Here is an 18,655-nt window from a genome sequence, read left to right as displayed (position 1 = left end):
GAGGTATGATTCTAGGATTAACTGAACCTGTACTTTCAAAGAGTGGAAATGTCAAACAAGATAAAGATGAGGCTGGTAATGTCGTTGGTTTGAGGCCAGAAGGATTTACAATAACGTTATTTGAAAAAAATATTGATGCTGCATCTAAAGATGTAAAAAATGGTGGAGAAGTGTATGGCAAGGAAGTTCCTAAAGGAACAACTTTCTCTCAAATAATAGGTATAACATTTGGGCATGAAATAGGACATGCAAATCCGAAAGATTTACTGTACGGAGCTAAAAACCCAACTAAAGATGAAGTTCCAGCAACTAATATTTCAAATAAAATTATTGACGAATTAAATAAAAAGTAAGATGAAAAATTTAGTTATAAAAATAGTATTGCTACTGTTAATCGGAATACAATCGTTAAGCGCCCAGGTAAAAGTAGAACCAGATTCAATAAAATTAAGTAATAATAACTGCGCTACCAGACTAGCTAGAGATTATATGTTAAGGATGGGTACAATCGAAGGTGTTGATTCGAAGCAAAAGCCTTTAAGATCTAGCGAATTATTAAAAGGAAGTGAATTTGAAAAAGAGACAAATGGAGTTTTTATCATTTCAACTTTAAGTTCGCATAGAAGAAAACTAATTGTTTTAAAAAAGGAAAACCAAATCAAACTATTGACTTTTAACGATGTTAGTAAGTCACTAATAGAACTGATTTCCTTTCTTCGTGATATCAATTCGAGTAACCAAGAGCTCCTTAATTATATAGATTCGATTCAGGAATATATAAAAAACTCTAAAAACACAATTAAAGTTAACAACAAAATAGACAATAGTGATTGGATTAAATGTGAATGATGGACGGTCTATATCATTTGGGCTTAAAATAGATAGCATTTTTAATAGTCTTGGTAATTCAAGATGAGCTAGGACTGAACTGGGACACGTTTAGACATAGAAATTACGATTATGCTATTGCGAGATTTTTTGGAATTGACCCCGTTTCGGAAGAATATATGTCAATTTCTACTTATCAGTTTGCTCATAATAATCCCGTGTGGAAAATTGAAATAGAAGGTTTAGAAGGAGCTCCTTCTAATGGAAAACCTGACATTGGTAACCACGAACCGGTGAAGGTTATAAATCAGGAAGCAAGAGGTGTTCCTGGTTATTTAGTAGAATCTAAGGTTGTTCAAGAAGGTACTGAAAAAGTGGTTGAAAAAGTTGTAGGTGGTTTAAGCCCTGTCGCAAAAACTATTACAAATGTGGTTAGCCTTGGGGCAGCTCTACTGTCAAATTACATGAGCCCCAATTTTGGGAAAACAAATGAAATGAAGGCCGAACTTAAGCATCAGATTATTGGTGATGGTGTTAAAACTTCTCTAAAAACAACTCCATATAGTTCTGAGACTGAAAAATCTGATGAAGAAGTTGTTTACAGAGGAGGTGCTTTTACAGATGCAAATTTTACACCTCGACCTGGAAAAGACGATGGAGTTGGTCCACAAAGTGGTTTGTCTACTTTTACCGACCCTATAAAAGCTACGATGGGTGAAGGGGGTAAAGCTCAAGTGTTAAGTGTTGATTTACTAAAGGGAATGGGGTTTCAATTAACAAATGTTGGAGGACATGTTGGGGTTAGACCTCCAAGTCAAACATTATTAGAAAAATGGGCAGAAAGTAGAGGAACTGCTCCAGGAACTAATCCAGCTCAAATTCTTACCGACATGGTAAAATCAGCTAGAGTACAAGAAATAAAAGTCGCAAAAACGAATTAAGATGGAAAATAACATAGTGCCAAAGAATAAAGAAGATATAGATTTTATCCAAAATTTGAGATTAAAAAATATTAATGATATAAGAGATAATGTTCCTGAATTGTTAGAATGGATTCAAGACGGAAATTGGCCTCAAGCTAAACTTATAGTCGATTATTTTTTGCCGTATGTAAATGAAATAGAAAGCGAAATAATTAACATATTAAAGAGTAATGACCCAATTTGGAAATACTATATGTTATCTCGATTATTGTATAATTCGAAGGTACAGCCTAATAATAATATTTTGAAAGCTATTAACGATTTATATTCAAATGCAAATGAATCAGAAAAAGAAGAAGAAGTTGATTTAGTTGCTGGAGAGGTTTTAAATAAATTTAATAAATTATAATAACCGGATAGCCCGGATTTTCAATCCGTGCCCACAAAGTGGATAAAAACTACAACTGTAAATGTTGTAGTTTTTGTTTTTTAGAATGATTGGCGAAAAGGTTTTAATTTTGTTTTATAGTTGAAATGTCTATGGCTATAAACCAAGAACAGGTTAATTTAACTCTATGTGCGTAAACTGTGACGCTATTTTTAGATATGTATACAGAACTAGAAGAAGAAACATTAGATATTGATTGGTTTTTTACTGATGAAAAACATATTGGATTTGTAGCATCTGCATATGGGAAACTTCCTCTTTCAGTCACTAGTTTAGAAAATAGAGATGATGAAGTTTTATTTTCTTATATTGATAGTCTAATAGAAGAAAAGGAATTTTTAATAAGCCCTGATTTAAATGATATTGCTGAAATGGCAGGTTTTTCGATAACAGAGAAATATTTAAGTTACTTTATAAAAATGTCTAAAAAAGGATTTTATTCATTTAACAAAACGGATATTGGGCATCGTTTAGATACAAACTATCATTTAGTTACAAAGCCATTAAACCCACTAAAAGTTGATGAAATACCTCAAAATATTTTAGATATTTTAAAAAGAACCTATTATAAAGGAGACATAAGTAATAGTAGTTCAATAGATATCGAAAAAATTAGCTAAAGTTAAAATGTAATATCTCGATAGCACGGATTTACAATCCGCGTAGAAAGATAAATTATGTAATTATGAAATGTCCAACTTTAAAAAAGAATGAATTTGCTGTTTTAATGGCTCATTGTGAGACAGGAATTGTTTTAGATGTAAATTTTAATATATGCCAAAATAATGTAGTAAATTTAAATGTCTATTCTGTTTTTGAAGATATTCAGAAGGCAAAGGAATTTATTAAGAGGGTTTCTGAAGAACATGATAAAATAGAATTTATAATCTATAACTCAAAACAAGAAGTTCACGAATTTATTAAAGCTAAATTTATGCAATAATGAGTAATGTATTAGATTAGGTATTTTTACAAATATAATGTATCCCAATAGCGCGGATTTGTAATTTGTACCCATAAAGTGAATAAATAGAAAACTACAACTGTAAAATGTTGTAGTTTTTTGTTTTTAGGAATGGCAAGCTAAAAGTTTTAGCTTTGTTTTATAGTTGGAATGGAGCACGGATTAAAAATTCACGCTATCGGGATATAAAGTCGCAACTGAAATTTAAAATAGATAAATATGAAAAATACATTATTGATAATAGTGTTTATGCTAATTAATTTTTGTTATTCCCAAGAGAATAATGATAAGTATGTATTTGCAAGTAACAAAGATAAGTTATATAATAGAATAGAAATTCTACAGGAGATTTCAATAAAATTAAATAAATTAGATAAAAAATATGAATTAGATCATCCAATGAAATATTCAGTTATGGATGATAATATTTACAACTTTTTTGTTTTTGATTTAGTAGACACCACCAACGTAACTCCAAATAAAGAAAGAAATCTTATAGAGTTTGTTGATAACCATATTTACCATATAGCATCTTTGAATAATTATTTTAAAACATCAATGATTTTGATTTTATTGAAAGGAAAGCTTTATTTCTTTGAAGGAATAAATTGTGTAAAAAAAATAAATAAAATAGATGATGTTATTAATTTTATTGAAAAAAACAAAGACTTAGAGTATTCGGATATTATAAAAGACAGAATAATAAATTATAAAAAATATGACAAATCTTACAGTGTTGATGCGGGCGGAAAAGTCCCTAAATGTGAGTGTAAGTAATATAGTATATAATCGATAGCGCGGATTTGCAATCCGTGCCCACAAGGTGAATAAATAGAAAAGCTACAACTGTAAAATGTTGTAGTTTTTTGTTTTTAGTAATGGCAGGTTAAAGTTTTAGCTTTGTTTTATATTATTGCACTATGCAACTTACAAGAAATAGAGAAATGAAAAAAATCACCTTAATTATATTGTTTATACTGTCATCCTGCCAGTCATCAAAGTTAACCGTTTCTCAAAATGAAAAATTTGATTTACAAACAAGAGAAATTATTGCTACAATTCTGGAACATGATGAAACGTTGAAAAAAGGAGATTTTAATTTCCATGTTGAATTTAGAAAACTTAATAATAACTACTCTATTGTTGATGTGGTATTAAATAATTATCAACCAAAAAATTACACAAAAAAAATTAACTATTTAGGCTGTAACATATATTTGTACATTGATAAAATTAGTAATAATAAAGACGAACTTGATACATCTGCTTTTTTTATTCCTGATTCGATTATGATACAGTTTTTAATTCATACCGAAGATGATGAAATTTTAAATATGAAAGAATTAACTCTGTATGATTACAATGGTAGAAATTCTTTCCTCCTCGAAAACTTTTTAGAATAATTTCTCAAAAATATTTGTATGAATAACTTCTTCAATAAAATACCATTTTTGTTTTTACTGATTTTCATTTCATGTACAGCTCAGGAAAATTTAAATTTAGGCTACAAAGTGAGCGAAAAAACAGAAAATAATTCAAAGATTTTAATCCCATCAGGAGCAATGATTGATGCGATACCTTTTCTTTATAAAAATAACTCTTTCATAATTGGAATAAACGAAAATAAAACAGTTGTATTTACTTCGACAGTTGATCCAAACTTTGTGATAGGAGGATTTAGAGTGAACGATGAGGTATCAAGAATTTTTAAAAGTTCAAAAATAAACTATATAACTGGCTGGGGATATTATATACAAATTGACTCCGATTGGTATGCGGGTTTTGAAGTTAATTCAAAACCAACCGAAAAATCAAAAATTCAATGGTTTTTTAAGTATAAATTTTCTCAGGGGAATAAGAAGTTATTTAAAGAATAATTTACATGTTTTACTATATTCAGTTCTTCTGAAAGCTTGCGCAAACGTCTTTAGATTTTGCGCATTTTTTTGTTCAAAAAATCGAAATCTTAATAACATCTATAGTAAATTAAGAATTAAGAGGGTTATTTTTTAAAATTTTCAAAAAAATATAAAATAATTCGGAATGAGGAATCCCGTAAAGATTTCTCACAATACTGTTTTAGATTGCAGGCTTAAATAACCTAAAACAACCTAAAAATAAGTATGAGAAATTTGAAAATTAGCATGTTTATGACATTACTCTTTATGAGTAGTTTAATTAGGGGACAAGCCGTAGCAAATGGTAATAAATTATTGCCTACAGTTTTTTCAGCAAGTCCTAATGCATCCTCATTAGGGACTTATGGTCAGATCCCTGTAAACCTTTTTAATGGATTGCCTAATATTGGTGTAAATCTTTACAACCTAAAAGTAGATAATTTTGAGCTGCCAATCTCAGTGACTTACAGTTTAGCAAGCATTAAACCGGAAGAACGCCCGGGCTGGGTAGGTTTAGGATGGAATTTGAACTCTGGGGGAGCTATTACAAGAGTTGTTAAAGGAGGAGTTGATGAAGTGGTTGTTTCTAACATGACAAATCCAAAGGTGTTTTCTTATTACGATTATTATACGGAACTTAATACAGCAAATTGGAACTCAGCTGCAAAAGTAGAAGAATATAATAGTTGGATGCGCTCTTTAGGACCTGTAAAGTTTGCACCTTATCCGGCACCGGACGAATTTATGTTTAATGTAAATGGCCTTTCAGGAAGCTTTTATAAAAACCATGAAGGGGTATGGGTTGTTAAGGCAAACCAAAACATTGATATTAAAATAAATGAGGAAATAAAAAATGATTTTAAATTATACGAAATTGGAAATCATGTTACAAACACCAGAACTTTTAATGTTAGCAGAATATTTTACGGTTTTACGTTAACAACCGATAATGGTACGCAATATGTTTTTGGAAAAGATCCAAATTCATTAGAGTTCACAGCATCTGTCAACAATACAAATGATGGAAAAAATCCAAATTTTGTTGTTAAAACCTGGTATTTAACTAAAATTATATTGCCAAGCAGTAAAGTAATTTCATTTCAGTATAAAACGAACTTTACAGACCCAAGCTCTGATGGAGATACAACAAATAAAGCTGTTTTTAAACAATATGTTTCGTCTGATGTTATGAAATATTGGACGCATTATTCTGACGGAAGAGTTCAAATGACAGAAGCCAGTTCATCAGGAAATCTTACTAACAAAATTTTAGAAAGAATGTATGTTGTTTATTTAGATAAGATTACAACTGCAGATACTGAAATTACCTTTAATAATTCAATTTCGAATGATTTAGACTATGATTTAACCAATTCTCCATGGGAGCAGTATGAGATAGAATATGTTAAACCATTAAATGTCAGTTATACTCCCTTAAAGCACTGGTATAAATTAGATAATTTTATAGTTAAGAGTATTACAGATTCAAAACAAATCTACAAAGCGACTTTTAAATATCTTGAAAACCCAACCAGCCGTTTGTTTTTAACGGGTATTGATGAGTCCGGGATTTTAAATAGTGCGGTCAATAAAAAAACTAGTTTTGAATACAATGCAACAGCTTTGCCAGCATACAATTCGTTTAAAATAGATCATTGGGGCTTTTTTAATAATACAAACTTTACTCAAGCAGTAGCATTGCCTTCAGGTTCTCTTTATTATAATGACGATCAATTGCGTACCTATTATTACGGAACAAGAAATCCAAATGCAGCAGCATTACAAGCCGGAACACTTACTAAAATAATTTATCCTACTGGTGGTTCTACTCAATTTTTTTATGAACCGCATGATTTTTCAAAAGTAGTAGATAAGACATCTACAGCTTTTAGTCTGGTAAATGCTGCCAGTAATAATGAGATTGCAGGTGGATTGCGAATAAAGAAAGTGATTTCAGATCCTTTGAATAGCGGGACACCGTTGACCAAAGAATATTTTTATGTAAAAGATTATAAAAATAATGTCTTGACATCAAGTGGTATTTTGGCAGGAAGACCTACCTATATCGAAGAGGCAGTTATACCTAACATGCACTTTTTTAGGTTAAGCAGTAACACTTTTAGCCAATTAAACGATACAAACGGAAGTCATGTTACCTATACAACTGTTGTTGAAAAATTACAAGATGGCAGTTATACAGAATATGTATACAGTAATCATGATAATGGTTATATGGATAAACTGGCAGATCAATATCTTTTTAAATATAGTGACGCCAGCGGAAATTCATTAGGAGTTCCCGCTGACGATATAAAAAACGTCATTTCGAAAAAAATATCTTTTAATAGTCTTGCTTCTGAAAGAGGTAATTTGCTTTCTGAAAGAAAAAATAACGCCCAAAATGTACTAGTTGAACAAACCAATTATACTTATAATGATGATGCAAGCAGATTTACAGATAAGATAAGATCGATTGACTTTTCTGAAACGGTTATAGGTAATTTACAAACGGATGTAAATGTAATAGGAGGTCCTGTTTTCGAACATATGAAAACTTTAACCAAGATGGCAGCCTATACAACTTATAGTCATCAGGTATATTTAAAAAAGAAAGAAAATATATTATATGATTTAAAAAATGGTGTTAATATAAATACGACAACAAATTATACGTATAGTAATGCAGCGAATCATCATCATTTGAAGAGCGAAATAACCACTTCATCACTGGTTAATGATATAGAAACTAAATATTTTTATGCTGCTGATGCCGAAATGATTAATCAGCCATTTAAAACAGAAATTTTGTCTAATTATTTAGTGGGTGTACCTTTAGGTACTCAGTCTTTTAGAGCAGGGGCTAAAATTTCAGAGCAAAAAACGATTTACGATAAAAGTACTGCAACAGGAAATTTATTACTGCCAAAAAATATTTACGCAGCCAAATTTCCTAATAGCCTTCCTACAATCACAACTCCGGATATTGGACAATTAGAAAAGAAAATCACCTATGATAAATATGATGACAAAGGAAATATTCAGCAGTATACTTTAGAAAGCGGAATAAGTGTAACAGTAATTTGGGGATATAGTAAAACACTGCCAATAACAAAAATAGAAAATGCAACATATGCACAAGTTGCCTCAGCTTTAGGGATAACCACGACTGTTTTGGATACTTATAATGACAGCAAACTAGCTGACATAAATGCTTTAAGAAATAATGTGTCATTAATCAATTCGCTTATTACAACTTATAATTATACGCCGCTTGTAGGTATTAATAGTATTACAGATCCCAAAGGTGATGTAATAACATATGTCTATGATAGTTTTGGCAGACTCCAATTTGTAAAAGACAAAAGCGGAAATATCATATCTGAAAATGAATACCATTACAAAAATTAATCAACCATAAAAATGAAAAAAAGATTATTATATAGTATAGTGCTCCACTTATTTATTTTTTTAGGTTATGCACAAAATAAAAATGCAGTTAAAACTCAATCAGCAATTCTAAAACCTGCATCTGTCCCAGAAGATCCGCCACCTTGTGATGATTGTCCGTTAGGATATCAATGGAACAGAGATGCTGATGGAGATGGATATGGAAATCCTGAAGTGTATGTTTATAGTCAGACAAAACCGAATGGTTATGTAGCTGATCAGTCAGATTTAGATGATACTAATCCGTATATCACAAATGTTCAGACTCAAACTTTTTATAGAGATTTAGACGGAGATACTTATGGAAATCCAAGTGCTAGCGTAAATTATAGTATTAAACCAACTGGTTATGTAACTAATAATGCAGATTGTAATGATGCTGACGCTACTATAAATCCAAATACGATTTGGTACCGTGATGCTGATGCTGACGGATATGGAATTAGTACGACAACAACTGTTAGCTGTACACAGCCCACAGGCTATGTGCGTAATGCATCAGATTATAATGATACAACAGCTAATATCACCAATATTGCTCCAAGTACATTTTACAGAGATGCTGATGGTGATACTTTTGGAAGTCCAACTGTAACCGTTTATTATAGTGTCAAACCTACAGGCTATGTTACTAATAATAGCGATTATGATGACTCAACGGCTAATATTACTAATATAGCGCCATCTACTTTTTATAGAGATGCTGATGGAGATACTTTTGGAAGTCCGACAGTAACCGTTTATTACAGTGTTAAACCAACAGGATATGTTACTAATAATACGGATTGTAATGATGCTGATGTAACACTAAACCCGAATACAGTTTGGTATCGTGATGTCGATGGAGATGGTTACGGAATTAGCACCACAACTTTGGTAAGCTGTACACAACCTGCAGGATATGTACGTAACTCCTCTGATTATAATGATACAACAATGAACATCACCAATATTGCCCCAAGTACTTTTTACAGAGATGCTGATGGAGATACTTTTGGTAGTCCAACAGTAACAGTTTATTATAGTGTAAAACCAACAGGTTATGTGACTAATAATACAGACTGTAATGATGCTGATAATACTATAAATCCAAATACAATTTGGTATCGCGATGCCGATGCCGATGGTTATGGAATTAGTACTACGACCTCTGCAAGCTGTACACAACCGTCAGGATATGTTCGTAATTCATCTGATTATAATGACACTACGGCTAATATCACGAATATTGCACCCTCTACTTTTTACCAGGATAGCGATGGAGATGGTTTTGGAAATGCTGCAATTTCAATTTATTATAGTGCAAAACCGGCAGGTTACGCAGTGAATAGCACAGACTGTAATGATGGGGATGCAACAATAAATCCAAATACAAAATGGTATCTGGATAATGATTTAGATAACTTGGGAGATCCATTAACATTTGTTACACAATGTGCTCAGCCTAGTGGTAATTATGTATTGAATAACACAGATAACTGTCCTTTAGTTTCTGGTACTGCTTCAGATTGTACTTCTATAATAGTTCCGGCTCCATCTCAAGATCAAAATTATATTATTACCAAAGCATATAAAGAACCGGCAACTACAGCTTTTGTTATGCCTGGCGCTGATAAAGCTAAAGTAAATATTACTTACTTTGATGGTATAGGAAGACCAATTCAACAAATTGCAAACCAACAATCCAATTCCGGAAAAGATATTATAGTACATGTAGAGTACGATACTTTTGGTAAACAGATTAAAGAATACCTTCCTTTTAAATCTGCGACAGGAAATATGACGTTTGATGTAAATAGTAAAGCGAATGTAACGTCTTATTATGGTACACCTAATGCTTTACAAAATGGGAATCCAAATTTTGAAGCATCTGTTAATCCATTTTCTCAAAAAGAAATAGAAGCTTCACCTTTAAATCGAATCATGAAACAGGCTGCTCCCGGTAACGATTGGCAATCAGGTTCAGGACATGAAATAAAAATGGAGTACCAGACCAATGTAGATAGCGAAATAAAAGCATTTACAGCCACGACAACATGGAATGCGACTACTGGTCTTTATGATGTTGCATTGAATAACGGGAACGGAACACTTTCTTACCTTTCCGGACAACTCTATAAAACAGTTACTTATGACGAAAATACTCTTGCAGCACCTATAGAAACAGCAGGATCAGTTGTGGAATTTAAAAATAAAGAAGGTCAAATTGTTTTAAAAAGGACTTATGATGCCGGAGTAAAATTAGATACCTATTATATTTATGATGATTATGGAAATCTTACTTATGTAATTCCTCCAAAAGCAGATGGAGTTATTACAGCCACAACACTAAACGATTTATGTTATCAATATAAGTATGACTACAGAAATCGATTAACAGAAAAAAAACTGCCTGGTAAACAATGGGAATTTATTGTATACGATAAATTGGACAGGGTCGTAGCAACCGGACCTTCAACTTCTCCATTTTCTGATTTAACCTCTAGTGGATGGACAGTTACTAAATATGATGCATTTAACAGACCAGTTGTAACTGCATGGTGGCCCGCTGCTACGGTTACAAGTGCTACCCGAAAAACTTTACAGGATGCACAAAATGCTTTAACTGCCAATTTTAGCGAAACTAAAATTGCAACAGCAACCAATACTACGATAAATGGTGTAGATTTTCGTTATAGCAATGTTGCATGGCCAACAACAGGTTTTCATGTATTAACAGTAAATTATTTTGATGATTATAATTATCCGGGTTCTCCAGTTATTCCTGCAACAGTTGAAGGACAGACCGTTTATTACAATGCAACTATAAAACCAAAAGGACTCACAACAGGTACATGGGTAAGAGTTTTGGAAACGAGTACCTTATATAAAAATGAATTGAGTTATAGTTTATATGATGCTAAGTCAAGACCTATACGTTCTTATACTCAAAATCATTTGGGAGGTTATACCTATACCGATACTAATTTAAAGCCTATTTCTGGCGAAGTACAGTATACTGTTACTTACCATAAAAGAGCAACTGCAGAAACTGAAGTAAAAACCAAGGAAGTATTTACCTATTCTCCTCAAGGAAGATTGCTTACTCAGACACATCAGATTAATGCAGATGCGCCACAATTAATGGCTTCTAATACTTATGATGAACTAGGTCAGTTAATATCAAAAAAAGTAGGAAATACAACTGCATTGCCTTTGCAAAAAGTAGATTTTAGTTATAACATAAGAGGATGGATGACAGGTATAAATAATGTAGCTTCGCTGACACAGGCAGGAGATCCTAAAGATTTATTTGCTTTTAAAATCAACTATAATACAAGTACTTCCGGAATTAGCGGAGTAAAAGCATTATACAATGGAAATATAGCTGAAACAATATGGAATACAGCTGATGTTCAAAGATCATATGGTTATAAATATGATAACTTAAACAGGTTAACAGATGCAACTTTTCAGAAAACTGGTGTAACCACTAACGCTTACAATGAAAGTCTTTCTTATGATAAAAATGGAAACATCTTGTCATTAATACGTAACGGAAGCAATGAAACCGCTGCACAAATAGATAATCTGGTGTATAGTTATGGAACTACGAATGTTACAAACCAGCTTACAAAGGTTATTGACAATGCTCCTGCAGCTTCTAAAGTAAATGGTTTTACAGATAGTGCAGCAAATACCGTTGATGATTACACTTATGATCTTAATGGTAATATGATTAGTGACGCAAATAAAAATATTACATCAATTACGTACAATCACCTTAATTTACCAACCAAAATAACTTTTTCAGCAACGGGAAGTATTACTTATATTTACAATGCAAACGGACAAAAAGTGCAAAAAGTAGTAACAGCTACTTCTCCTGCCAGTACAACAACTACAGAATATCTTGGAGAATACCAATATTTGAATACAGTATTACAATTTTTTCCAACTGCAGAAGGTTATGTTGAGGCTGTTACACCAAGTTCTTTTAAATACGTATACCAATACAAAGATCATTTAGGTAATTTACGTTTAAGCTATAAAGATAGTGACGGAAACGGTAGTATAATTTCTAGTGAAATTCTCGAGGAAAACAACTATTATCCATTTGGATTAAAACATACAGGTTACGGTCCCGCAATTGTATCTAGTAATTCAGCTCTAAAATATAAGTTTCAAACAAAAGAACTCCAAGATGAGCTGGGGCTTAATTTGTATGACTTTGGATTAAGACAATATGATCCGGCTTTAGGTAGAATGTTTCAGGTAGATCCTGTATCACATCATGGTCAATCACCATATACTGCTTTTGATAATAATCCAGTTTTTTGGGCTGATCCCGATGGAGCAAATACAGTTGACCCGATAAAAGACAAGACTACTGTGATATCTTCTTCTGTGGATAAAAATAATGTTACAAGTATTACGGAAACTACAACAAATACGACTACAACAACTAATGATGATGGTAGTGTAAGTGTAAGTTATTCTTCTACTTCGATAACAAATAAAGTTGATGCAGAAGGAAATATAACAAAAGGGACTTCTGTTACACAATCATCAGGAACTATAAGTAAAAATGCAAATGGGAAAATATCTACTACGATAGGCAAAACAACTACTAGAGAAGCGAAATCAGGAGACGCATCTTCTACATTTAGTCAATGGACCAATACCGTATCAAACTATAATAAATCTAATGAGAAAGGAATTTATAATATTGATAAGATAAATAAGACCGCTGATTATACCACGGTTGCAGGTAAAGCAGGAGTTAGTGTTCTAGGAACTTTTGCAGGTTTTGATGGGATGTTTTCCATGTTAAGTACAAATACTAAAGCATTACTTGGAGTTGTCGGGGGCGTTAAAGGTTCTGATAGTCTTATGGGAACTATTGGAAGTGGCTTAAAAGAAGCAGTAGGTGCAAATAATAAGTATATGATTGTCTATGGAGTAGAGCACATTCAAAATGGTACAATGATGAGAGAAATGAAAACCCCAGGAGGTCAGAAAAGTGGTTCAAGATATAGTGTTGGTCCAACAAGTTGGCAAGATCTATGGAAAATGATTAAAAATGCATTCTAATCTATTGTTATGGAATTTATTAAAAATAATTTGTTATACAACGTTTTGCAAGTAGTAATTTTATGCCTGATTTACTATACTCTTGTATTTTTGTTTAAAAGGTATAAATACAATATTAGTAAGGGTAAAATAGCTCAATTAGTTGTATTACTTTGGTTGTTATATTATGTTTTGTCAATTGTTTTAGGAATATTTTTCAAGATTAATATTTAATAACAGACAACCCACTCTTCAAGGAGTTCTGATAAAAAGATCTGCGCAAATGTCTATGACTTTGCGCATTTTTTTGTTTTATAGAAATTGTAAACGTTTTAAAAATATCTTGATTTTAAATTGTAATGTTAAAACAAAAAAGCTCCAGAATTCTCTAAAGCTTTGTCTTAGTAGCGGGAACAGGACTCGAACCTGTGTCCGCGGCGGCGGATATGAGTCTGACAGCTTAGGTTTAAACAAAAAAAGCTCCAGATTTCTCTGGAGCTTTGTCTTAGTAGCGGGAACAGGACTCGAACCTGTGACCTTCGGGTTATGAGCCCGACGAGCTGCCTACTGCTCTATCCCGCGATGTTTCGGGTGCAAAGATACGCAGTAAATACGGTTATGCAAAGAAATTAGTTAAAAAATTTAAATTTGATGAATTTAAAAGGGTAATATATTGTTTTTTAAGGGTATATAGTAATGTCGATTTGGTTTTGGATAGTAAATACAACTATTTAAATCTTATAATCTAGTAATTCCTGATACGGATCGTCTTTTAAACCGAGTAAAAGACCAAAAGCAGGCTCAGTTTTGTAGCCTTTTTGTTTGAGTGTGATGATTTCTAAGCGGAAATTTTCACCTTTTGATTGTAGAATTTCATGTTCGATAATCATATGCCTGTAGCCGTTTTGACTTTTGGTAGGAATGTTTTGCCCAAAGATTTCAATTTCAAAATCCTCTATTTTAAAGTTAGCTATAACAGATTTCTGATCATTAATAATGGTTTCGAGAATTTTGAATTCGCTTTTGTTTCCAAAAATAGAATTCAGTTTTTGTATAAAATCATTTTTATTTTTCAAATAACAAATAATATCCAGATCACTGTTTTCGATATCAATATTTATTGGGATTGTACCCACTAAAATAGGATCAAATTCAGCGAGATTATCTAAAACCTTATTTTGAGTCAGGACTTCAAAAGCCTGAATCTGTTTTGGTTTTCCGTTTTTTAAATACTCAATATTGGTAAAATTGATCATTATTTGCTGTAATCTGTTTCTTCTTTGATTTCTTCTTCTATTCTTTTATTGATGTTGACTTTGGCATCTTTAAAAATAAAAATAGTGGTTCGGTATTCTCTGGCGTATTTATTTGTGATTTCACCACCAATTAAAGATATTTCAAAATAAGGACCGGTTTCTACAAATTCGTTACTGTCTTTTTCAAAATCTTTAACTCTGATTAGGTTTTTGTAATAAGTATTTAAATTAAACCAATTCACATAATCGGCATTAAACGAAACCGCTTTAATCCCTTTTTTAGTATAATAATTTATTGCTCCAGCCTGACCGTAATTGTCACAGAGTACTAAAGTGTTTTCAGATTTTGGAAATAAAACATAAACCGAATCCGTTTTACGAGCGAGTTCTTTCCATCCCAGCATATCAGCAAAATCTTGTGGTAAAGCATGATCTTTTCCGTCTTCCCAACGAAGCATTCCAAGTTTTTTGTATTTCTCCGGATGATTTACAATATATTGCGGGCTTTTATTGGGGAAAGAAAGATTGTACATCGGAATAAATAACAATAACGGAATAATGATAAATACTGGTTGTAAATAACGTTTCCAGCCTGTTTTTAAAATATCAGAAAGAAAAACGGCACCAAAAGCAATATAAATAGGATATAAGCCAATTGCATAATAAGCTTTTGCTTTGAAGTACAAGAACACGACAAGTGTAAAAATAATAGAGGCAAAAAAGAGTTTATATTTCCCGAAAAGTTTGTAAAATAAAAGCGAATATAAAGCGGCTAGAATAACAAAGAACGAACCAATAAAAAACAATAATTGTTCTTTTAGAAACCCCATTCGATCGACATTGACCAATTGCGTTTCGGCCAATTCTTTCATATGGTGCACAATCGGGAAGTGATTGTTGTATTGCCATAAAAGATTCGGTAGAATTAATAGTAATCCCAGAATTAAGGCGAAATAAAGTTTTTTCGCGGCTAAAATTCTTCTTTGGTTAGAAAGCAAAAGGGCAGGCAAGAGGCCAATTAATAAAAAAAGAATGTTGTATTTGTTCAAAAAACCAAAAGCAAAAACGATAGCTCCAATATAAAACCATTTCGGTTTTTCGGTTGTGATATATTGAATGACAACGAAATAAAAAGCAGTCCAGGATAAAACATCCAAAGAATTAGGTTGGTACAACATATTGATACGCAACAATGATGAAAAGACAATGCAAGTGGCGCCTAAAATCAAAGCATATAAATTTCCTTTAAGTAATTCGATCGTTTTCCAGACAATGATCAATGTCAAAACACCAAAAAGAGCAGGGAAGAACTTAACCCAGAAAACCGAATTTCCGAGTAAAAATATAAGATACGAAAACCACGAAGTAACCGGCGGAACTGACAAATATCCCCAAGCCAAATGATGCGCCTGATCCAGATGAAGATATTCGTCACGCTGCAAATCATATTCGGGACTTATTAAAATATATTGCAAAGCAAATTTCAAAATAATAAACCCAATTAAAATTAACGTTTTTTTGGTCATGAAAATTTTGGTTTCTGAGGTTTTTAATTTGGATAATCAGAACTAATGTATTCGATATCAGTTCTTAAAATATAAAGCTAATATATAATTTATTTTCAGTTTAGAAGTAAAGAAAATATTCTGAAATCTCTGTAAAATAAAAAAGCTCCAGATTTCTCTGAAGCTAATTTTATTAAAAATTCAATTTTGAATTGAAGTTTTTTTTGAGATTTGGAATTTTACAAAAATTATTCCTCTATTGCTGTTTCAAATTCCATGTGATCAACCGTTTCTACTTCTGGCTGTGCAGGTTTAGAAGCTTTAAGCGCATTGAATCTTTCTAATTGTTCCAAGTCATCTTCTTCACCGCTGAAATAAGGAAAAACATCCATAATTGGTGATTCTGAAATAGCAGGAATAGAATATTCTCCCATCGTATTTTTCATCACATGAAGTGTGTTGTCAAAAGCTTCACGCACATCATTTGCCTGAACTAACATGTACATATTTGTTTTTCTTTCTTTACCGCTTTCTTCATCATAAGCCAATAATGAAACTTTTGATTTAAACCAGCGATCAGCATTTTCAAAAGGATGAATCTCAGCATAATTGGCCACTTTTATATTTGTGATTTTAAATTCTTCACTAATATAAGCTGCCATTTCTTCATTAATTCTTTTTTCAGCTTCTGTATAAGACAAAGCATCTACCAAATAAGGTTCAGTCAGTACTTTTTGTCCTCCAGTTTCGTCTGTTTTTCTATATTTTACTTTGCATTCGTACCAGGTTGCACTCATCTCTTTTAATTTTTTAAGGATGTCAAAGATAGATTTTACAGGAAAAAAAAGGGTTAATTATTGAAATAGATATTCACAATTTCAAAATTAATATGGTAATGTTTTGAAGATGTGTGTTTTGAGGTTTTAAAATTTCCTTTGCCTTCTTGAAAGACTTTGAAAAAAATAAAAAGTATCATTTTTGTAAATGCCGTTAATTAGCAGTTACATCATTTTTCCTTCCTTCGCATATTCTTTTTTGATTCCCTGAATAAGGTGATCAAGTTTAATACTTTCGTTTTCGTTTTCCAATGTTCTCAGACAGGCATATTGAATAATATTGACAATATTGGCGCCGGTAATATCGTATTTTTTTGAAAGTTCATTAAGATTTACATCTTCGGCAATTTTAATTCCCTTAGGCAAATTATTCTGCCAAAGCTGTAAACGTTCGCCATAAGAAGGAACTTCAAACTCAATTATAGATTGAAATCTTCGGGTAAAAGCCGTATCAATATTTGTTTTGAAATTAGAAGCCAGAATAACCAATCCGGGATGATTTTCGATACGCTGCAGCAAATACGAAACTTCCTGATTGGCATATTTATCATGCGCGTCCCTGACATTTGTTCTTTTTCCGAAAACAGCATCAGCTTCATCAAAAAACAAAATCCAGTCTTTATCAGCAGCTTTGTCAAAAAGAGAAGAAAGATTTTTTTCGGTTTCGCCAATATATTTTGAAATTACCATCGACAAGTCGATTCGGTACACATCTCTTTTGGTATATTTTCCCAAAAGCGAAGCCGTAAGCGTTTTTCCGGTTCCGGGTGCGCCGTAAAACATCACTCTGAAACCGGGTTTTATCTTCGCTTTCATATTCCATTCGTGAAGCAAAATTTCGTTGAATTTTAGCCAGGTTTCTATTTCTTTAATCTGATTTAAAGTATTAGAATTAAGTACCAAATCGCTCCAATCCAGATCGGTTTCGATTAATTGTGCTGGAAAAATACTGCTAAGCTGAGGTTTTAGGATTTTTCCTGTGATGAATTTTTCAATGTATTCATATTCTAAAATCAATAAACCACTCAGTTTGGGTTCGCCATTAGGAACAGATTCTATTTTGATGATTCCTTTCTGATAAAGAAAAGAATGATTGTGTAAATAATTATAGAAAAAAATCCTGTCTTCAAGATGATTTCCCGCGATTAAAAACTGAGCCGTTTCACCCGTTGGTAAAATGCCGCGATGGTTCTTCGTTTTCATCCCTCCAAACTCAGGTAATTCACCTCCGTTAGGTAAATATTCGGCTATAACCGAACTAAGAAAATCGGGTTTAACATGAGGTACAAGAGCCAATCCCAATAAAAGTATATCAGCTTCAGTCAGACTATTTTCGATGGCAAATTCATTGACAAACCCATTTGAATCAAGTTGATTTAAAACCGGTTTTTCCATTGGGTTTTCGACTTGAAAAAGAGCATCAAGCTGAAATACAAATTGGTTTTTTAGATGATTGAATATGTTTTCCATTTTATACAAGATTTTTAATTGAAAAGGA

At 32.1% G+C, this 18,655-nt stretch carries 15 protein-coding genes and 1 tRNA gene; 11 read left to right on the top strand and 5 right to left on the bottom strand.

Features of this window, described 5'->3' with window-relative positions; translation table 11 throughout:
- The first annotated feature begins 5 nt into the window (after window positions 1-5).
- The 11 genes from ACZ0AH_RS19025 to ACZ0AH_RS18975 all read left to right on the top strand — a co-directional run bounded on the left by ACZ0AH_RS19025 (window position 6) and on the right by ACZ0AH_RS18975 (window position 13,581).
- The gene (locus ACZ0AH_RS19025; protein WP_463477345.1) at window positions 6-353 is read left to right on the top strand and encodes a hypothetical protein; all 348 of its coding nucleotides are present in this window, start codon (window positions 6-8) and stop codon (window positions 351-353) included.
- Window position 354: 1 nt separating this feature from the next.
- On the top strand, window positions 355-849 hold the full coding sequence (locus ACZ0AH_RS19020; RefSeq protein WP_463477344.1) for a hypothetical protein: 495 nt from the start codon (window positions 355-357) through the stop codon (window positions 847-849).
- A gap of 50 nt (window positions 850-899) precedes the next feature.
- Window positions 900-1,769 carry a hypothetical protein gene (locus ACZ0AH_RS19015; protein WP_463477343.1) on the top strand — a complete coding sequence of 290 codons (870 nt, stop codon included), beginning with the start codon at window positions 900-902 and terminating at the stop codon, window positions 1,767-1,769.
- Window position 1,770: 1 nt separating this feature from the next.
- Window positions 1,771-2,160, top strand: coding sequence for a DUF5071 domain-containing protein (locus ACZ0AH_RS19010; protein ID WP_463477342.1), 390 nt, complete (start codon window positions 1,771-1,773; stop codon window positions 2,158-2,160).
- 197 nt (window positions 2,161-2,357) lie between these two features.
- Entirely contained in the window at window positions 2,358-2,819 is a 462-nt protein-coding gene (locus ACZ0AH_RS19005) for a hypothetical protein (protein ID WP_463477341.1), read from the top strand.
- A 65-nt stretch (window positions 2,820-2,884) separates the two neighbouring features.
- Window positions 2,885-3,142, top strand: coding sequence for a hypothetical protein (locus ACZ0AH_RS19000; RefSeq protein WP_463477340.1), 258 nt, complete (start codon window positions 2,885-2,887; stop codon window positions 3,140-3,142).
- Window positions 3,143-3,382: 240 nt separating this feature from the next.
- Complete coding sequence (locus ACZ0AH_RS18995; protein ID WP_463477339.1) at window positions 3,383-3,940, top strand: hypothetical protein; 558 nt, start codon at window positions 3,383-3,385, stop codon at window positions 3,938-3,940.
- 167 nt (window positions 3,941-4,107) lie between these two features.
- A complete protein-coding gene (locus ACZ0AH_RS18990; protein WP_463477338.1) occupies window positions 4,108-4,566 on the top strand; it encodes a hypothetical protein in 459 nt (152 codons plus the stop codon).
- Window positions 4,567-4,614: 48 nt separating this feature from the next.
- Window positions 4,615-5,040 carry a hypothetical protein gene (locus tag ACZ0AH_RS18985; protein ID WP_463477337.1) on the top strand — a complete coding sequence of 142 codons (426 nt, stop codon included), beginning with the start codon at window positions 4,615-4,617 and terminating at the stop codon, window positions 5,038-5,040.
- 246 nt (window positions 5,041-5,286) lie between these two features.
- Window positions 5,287-8,469 (top strand): RHS repeat domain-containing protein, encoded by a 3,183-nt coding sequence (locus ACZ0AH_RS18980; protein WP_463477336.1) that lies wholly within the window; start codon window positions 5,287-5,289, stop codon window positions 8,467-8,469.
- 12 nt (window positions 8,470-8,481) lie between these two features.
- Entirely contained in the window at window positions 8,482-13,581 is a 5,100-nt protein-coding gene (locus tag ACZ0AH_RS18975; RefSeq protein WP_463477335.1) for a DUF6443 domain-containing protein, read from the top strand.
- Between the two features lie 488 nt (window positions 13,582-14,069).
- Here ACZ0AH_RS18975 and ACZ0AH_RS18970 read toward each other — a convergent pair.
- The 5 genes from ACZ0AH_RS18970 to ACZ0AH_RS18950 form a co-directional block, all read right to left on the bottom strand.
- Window positions 14,070-14,142 (bottom strand) — tRNA-Met (locus ACZ0AH_RS18970).
- Between the two features lie 149 nt (window positions 14,143-14,291).
- Entirely contained in the window at window positions 14,292-14,816 is a 525-nt protein-coding gene (locus ACZ0AH_RS18965; protein ID WP_463477334.1) for a DUF4269 domain-containing protein, read from the bottom strand.
- Complete coding sequence (locus ACZ0AH_RS18960; RefSeq protein ID WP_463477333.1) at window positions 14,816-16,342, bottom strand: glycosyltransferase family 39 protein; 1,527 nt, start codon at window positions 16,340-16,342, stop codon at window positions 14,816-14,818. Before ACZ0AH_RS18960 ends, ACZ0AH_RS18965 begins: the two co-directional genes overlap by 1 nt.
- A 227-nt stretch (window positions 16,343-16,569) precedes the next feature.
- A complete protein-coding gene (locus ACZ0AH_RS18955) occupies window positions 16,570-17,118 on the bottom strand; it encodes a DUF4494 domain-containing protein (protein ID WP_463477332.1) in 549 nt (182 codons plus the stop codon).
- Between the two features lie 204 nt (window positions 17,119-17,322).
- Window positions 17,323-18,627 carry an ATP-binding protein gene (locus tag ACZ0AH_RS18950; RefSeq protein WP_463477331.1) on the bottom strand — a complete coding sequence of 435 codons (1,305 nt, stop codon included), beginning with the start codon at window positions 18,625-18,627 and terminating at the stop codon, window positions 17,323-17,325.
- Between the last annotated feature and the right edge of the window lie 28 nt (window positions 18,628-18,655).

The sequence above is a fragment of the Flavobacterium sp. AC105 genome (assembly GCF_979258495.1).
The sequence above is the reverse complement of the archived record's forward strand: the minus strand, read 5'-3'. Positions and strand labels throughout refer to the sequence as shown.

Excerpts from the sequence above, each read along its gene's own strand:
- ACZ0AH_RS18975 (WP_463477335.1), top strand. The coding sequence starts at position 8,482 with ATGAAAAAAAGATTATTATATAGTATAGTGCTCCACTTATTTATTTTT.
- ACZ0AH_RS18950 (WP_463477331.1), bottom strand. The coding sequence starts at position 18,627 with ATGGAAAACATATTCAATCATCTAAAAAACCAATTTGTATTTCAGCTT.
- ACZ0AH_RS19010 (WP_463477342.1), top strand. The coding sequence starts at position 1,771 with ATGGAAAATAACATAGTGCCAAAGAATAAAGAAGATATAGATTTTATC.
- ACZ0AH_RS19020 (WP_463477344.1), top strand. The coding sequence starts at position 355 with ATGAAAAATTTAGTTATAAAAATAGTATTGCTACTGTTAATCGGAATA.
- ACZ0AH_RS19025 (WP_463477345.1), top strand. The coding sequence starts at position 6 with ATGATTCTAGGATTAACTGAACCTGTACTTTCAAAGAGTGGAAATGTC.
- ACZ0AH_RS18995 (WP_463477339.1), top strand. The coding sequence starts at position 3,383 with ATGAAAAATACATTATTGATAATAGTGTTTATGCTAATTAATTTTTGT.
- ACZ0AH_RS18965 (WP_463477334.1), bottom strand. The coding sequence starts at position 14,816 with ATGATCAATTTTACCAATATTGAGTATTTAAAAAACGGAAAACCAAAA.
- ACZ0AH_RS18990 (WP_463477338.1), top strand. The coding sequence starts at position 4,108 with ATGAAAAAAATCACCTTAATTATATTGTTTATACTGTCATCCTGCCAG.
- ACZ0AH_RS19005 (WP_463477341.1), top strand. The coding sequence starts at position 2,358 with ATGTATACAGAACTAGAAGAAGAAACATTAGATATTGATTGGTTTTTT.
- ACZ0AH_RS18980 (WP_463477336.1), top strand. The coding sequence starts at position 5,287 with ATGAGAAATTTGAAAATTAGCATGTTTATGACATTACTCTTTATGAGT.
- ACZ0AH_RS19000 (WP_463477340.1), top strand. The coding sequence starts at position 2,885 with ATGAAATGTCCAACTTTAAAAAAGAATGAATTTGCTGTTTTAATGGCT.
- ACZ0AH_RS18960 (WP_463477333.1), bottom strand. The coding sequence starts at position 16,342 with ATGACCAAAAAAACGTTAATTTTAATTGGGTTTATTATTTTGAAATTT.
- ACZ0AH_RS18955 (WP_463477332.1), bottom strand. The coding sequence starts at position 17,118 with ATGAGTGCAACCTGGTACGAATGCAAAGTAAAATATAGAAAAACAGAC.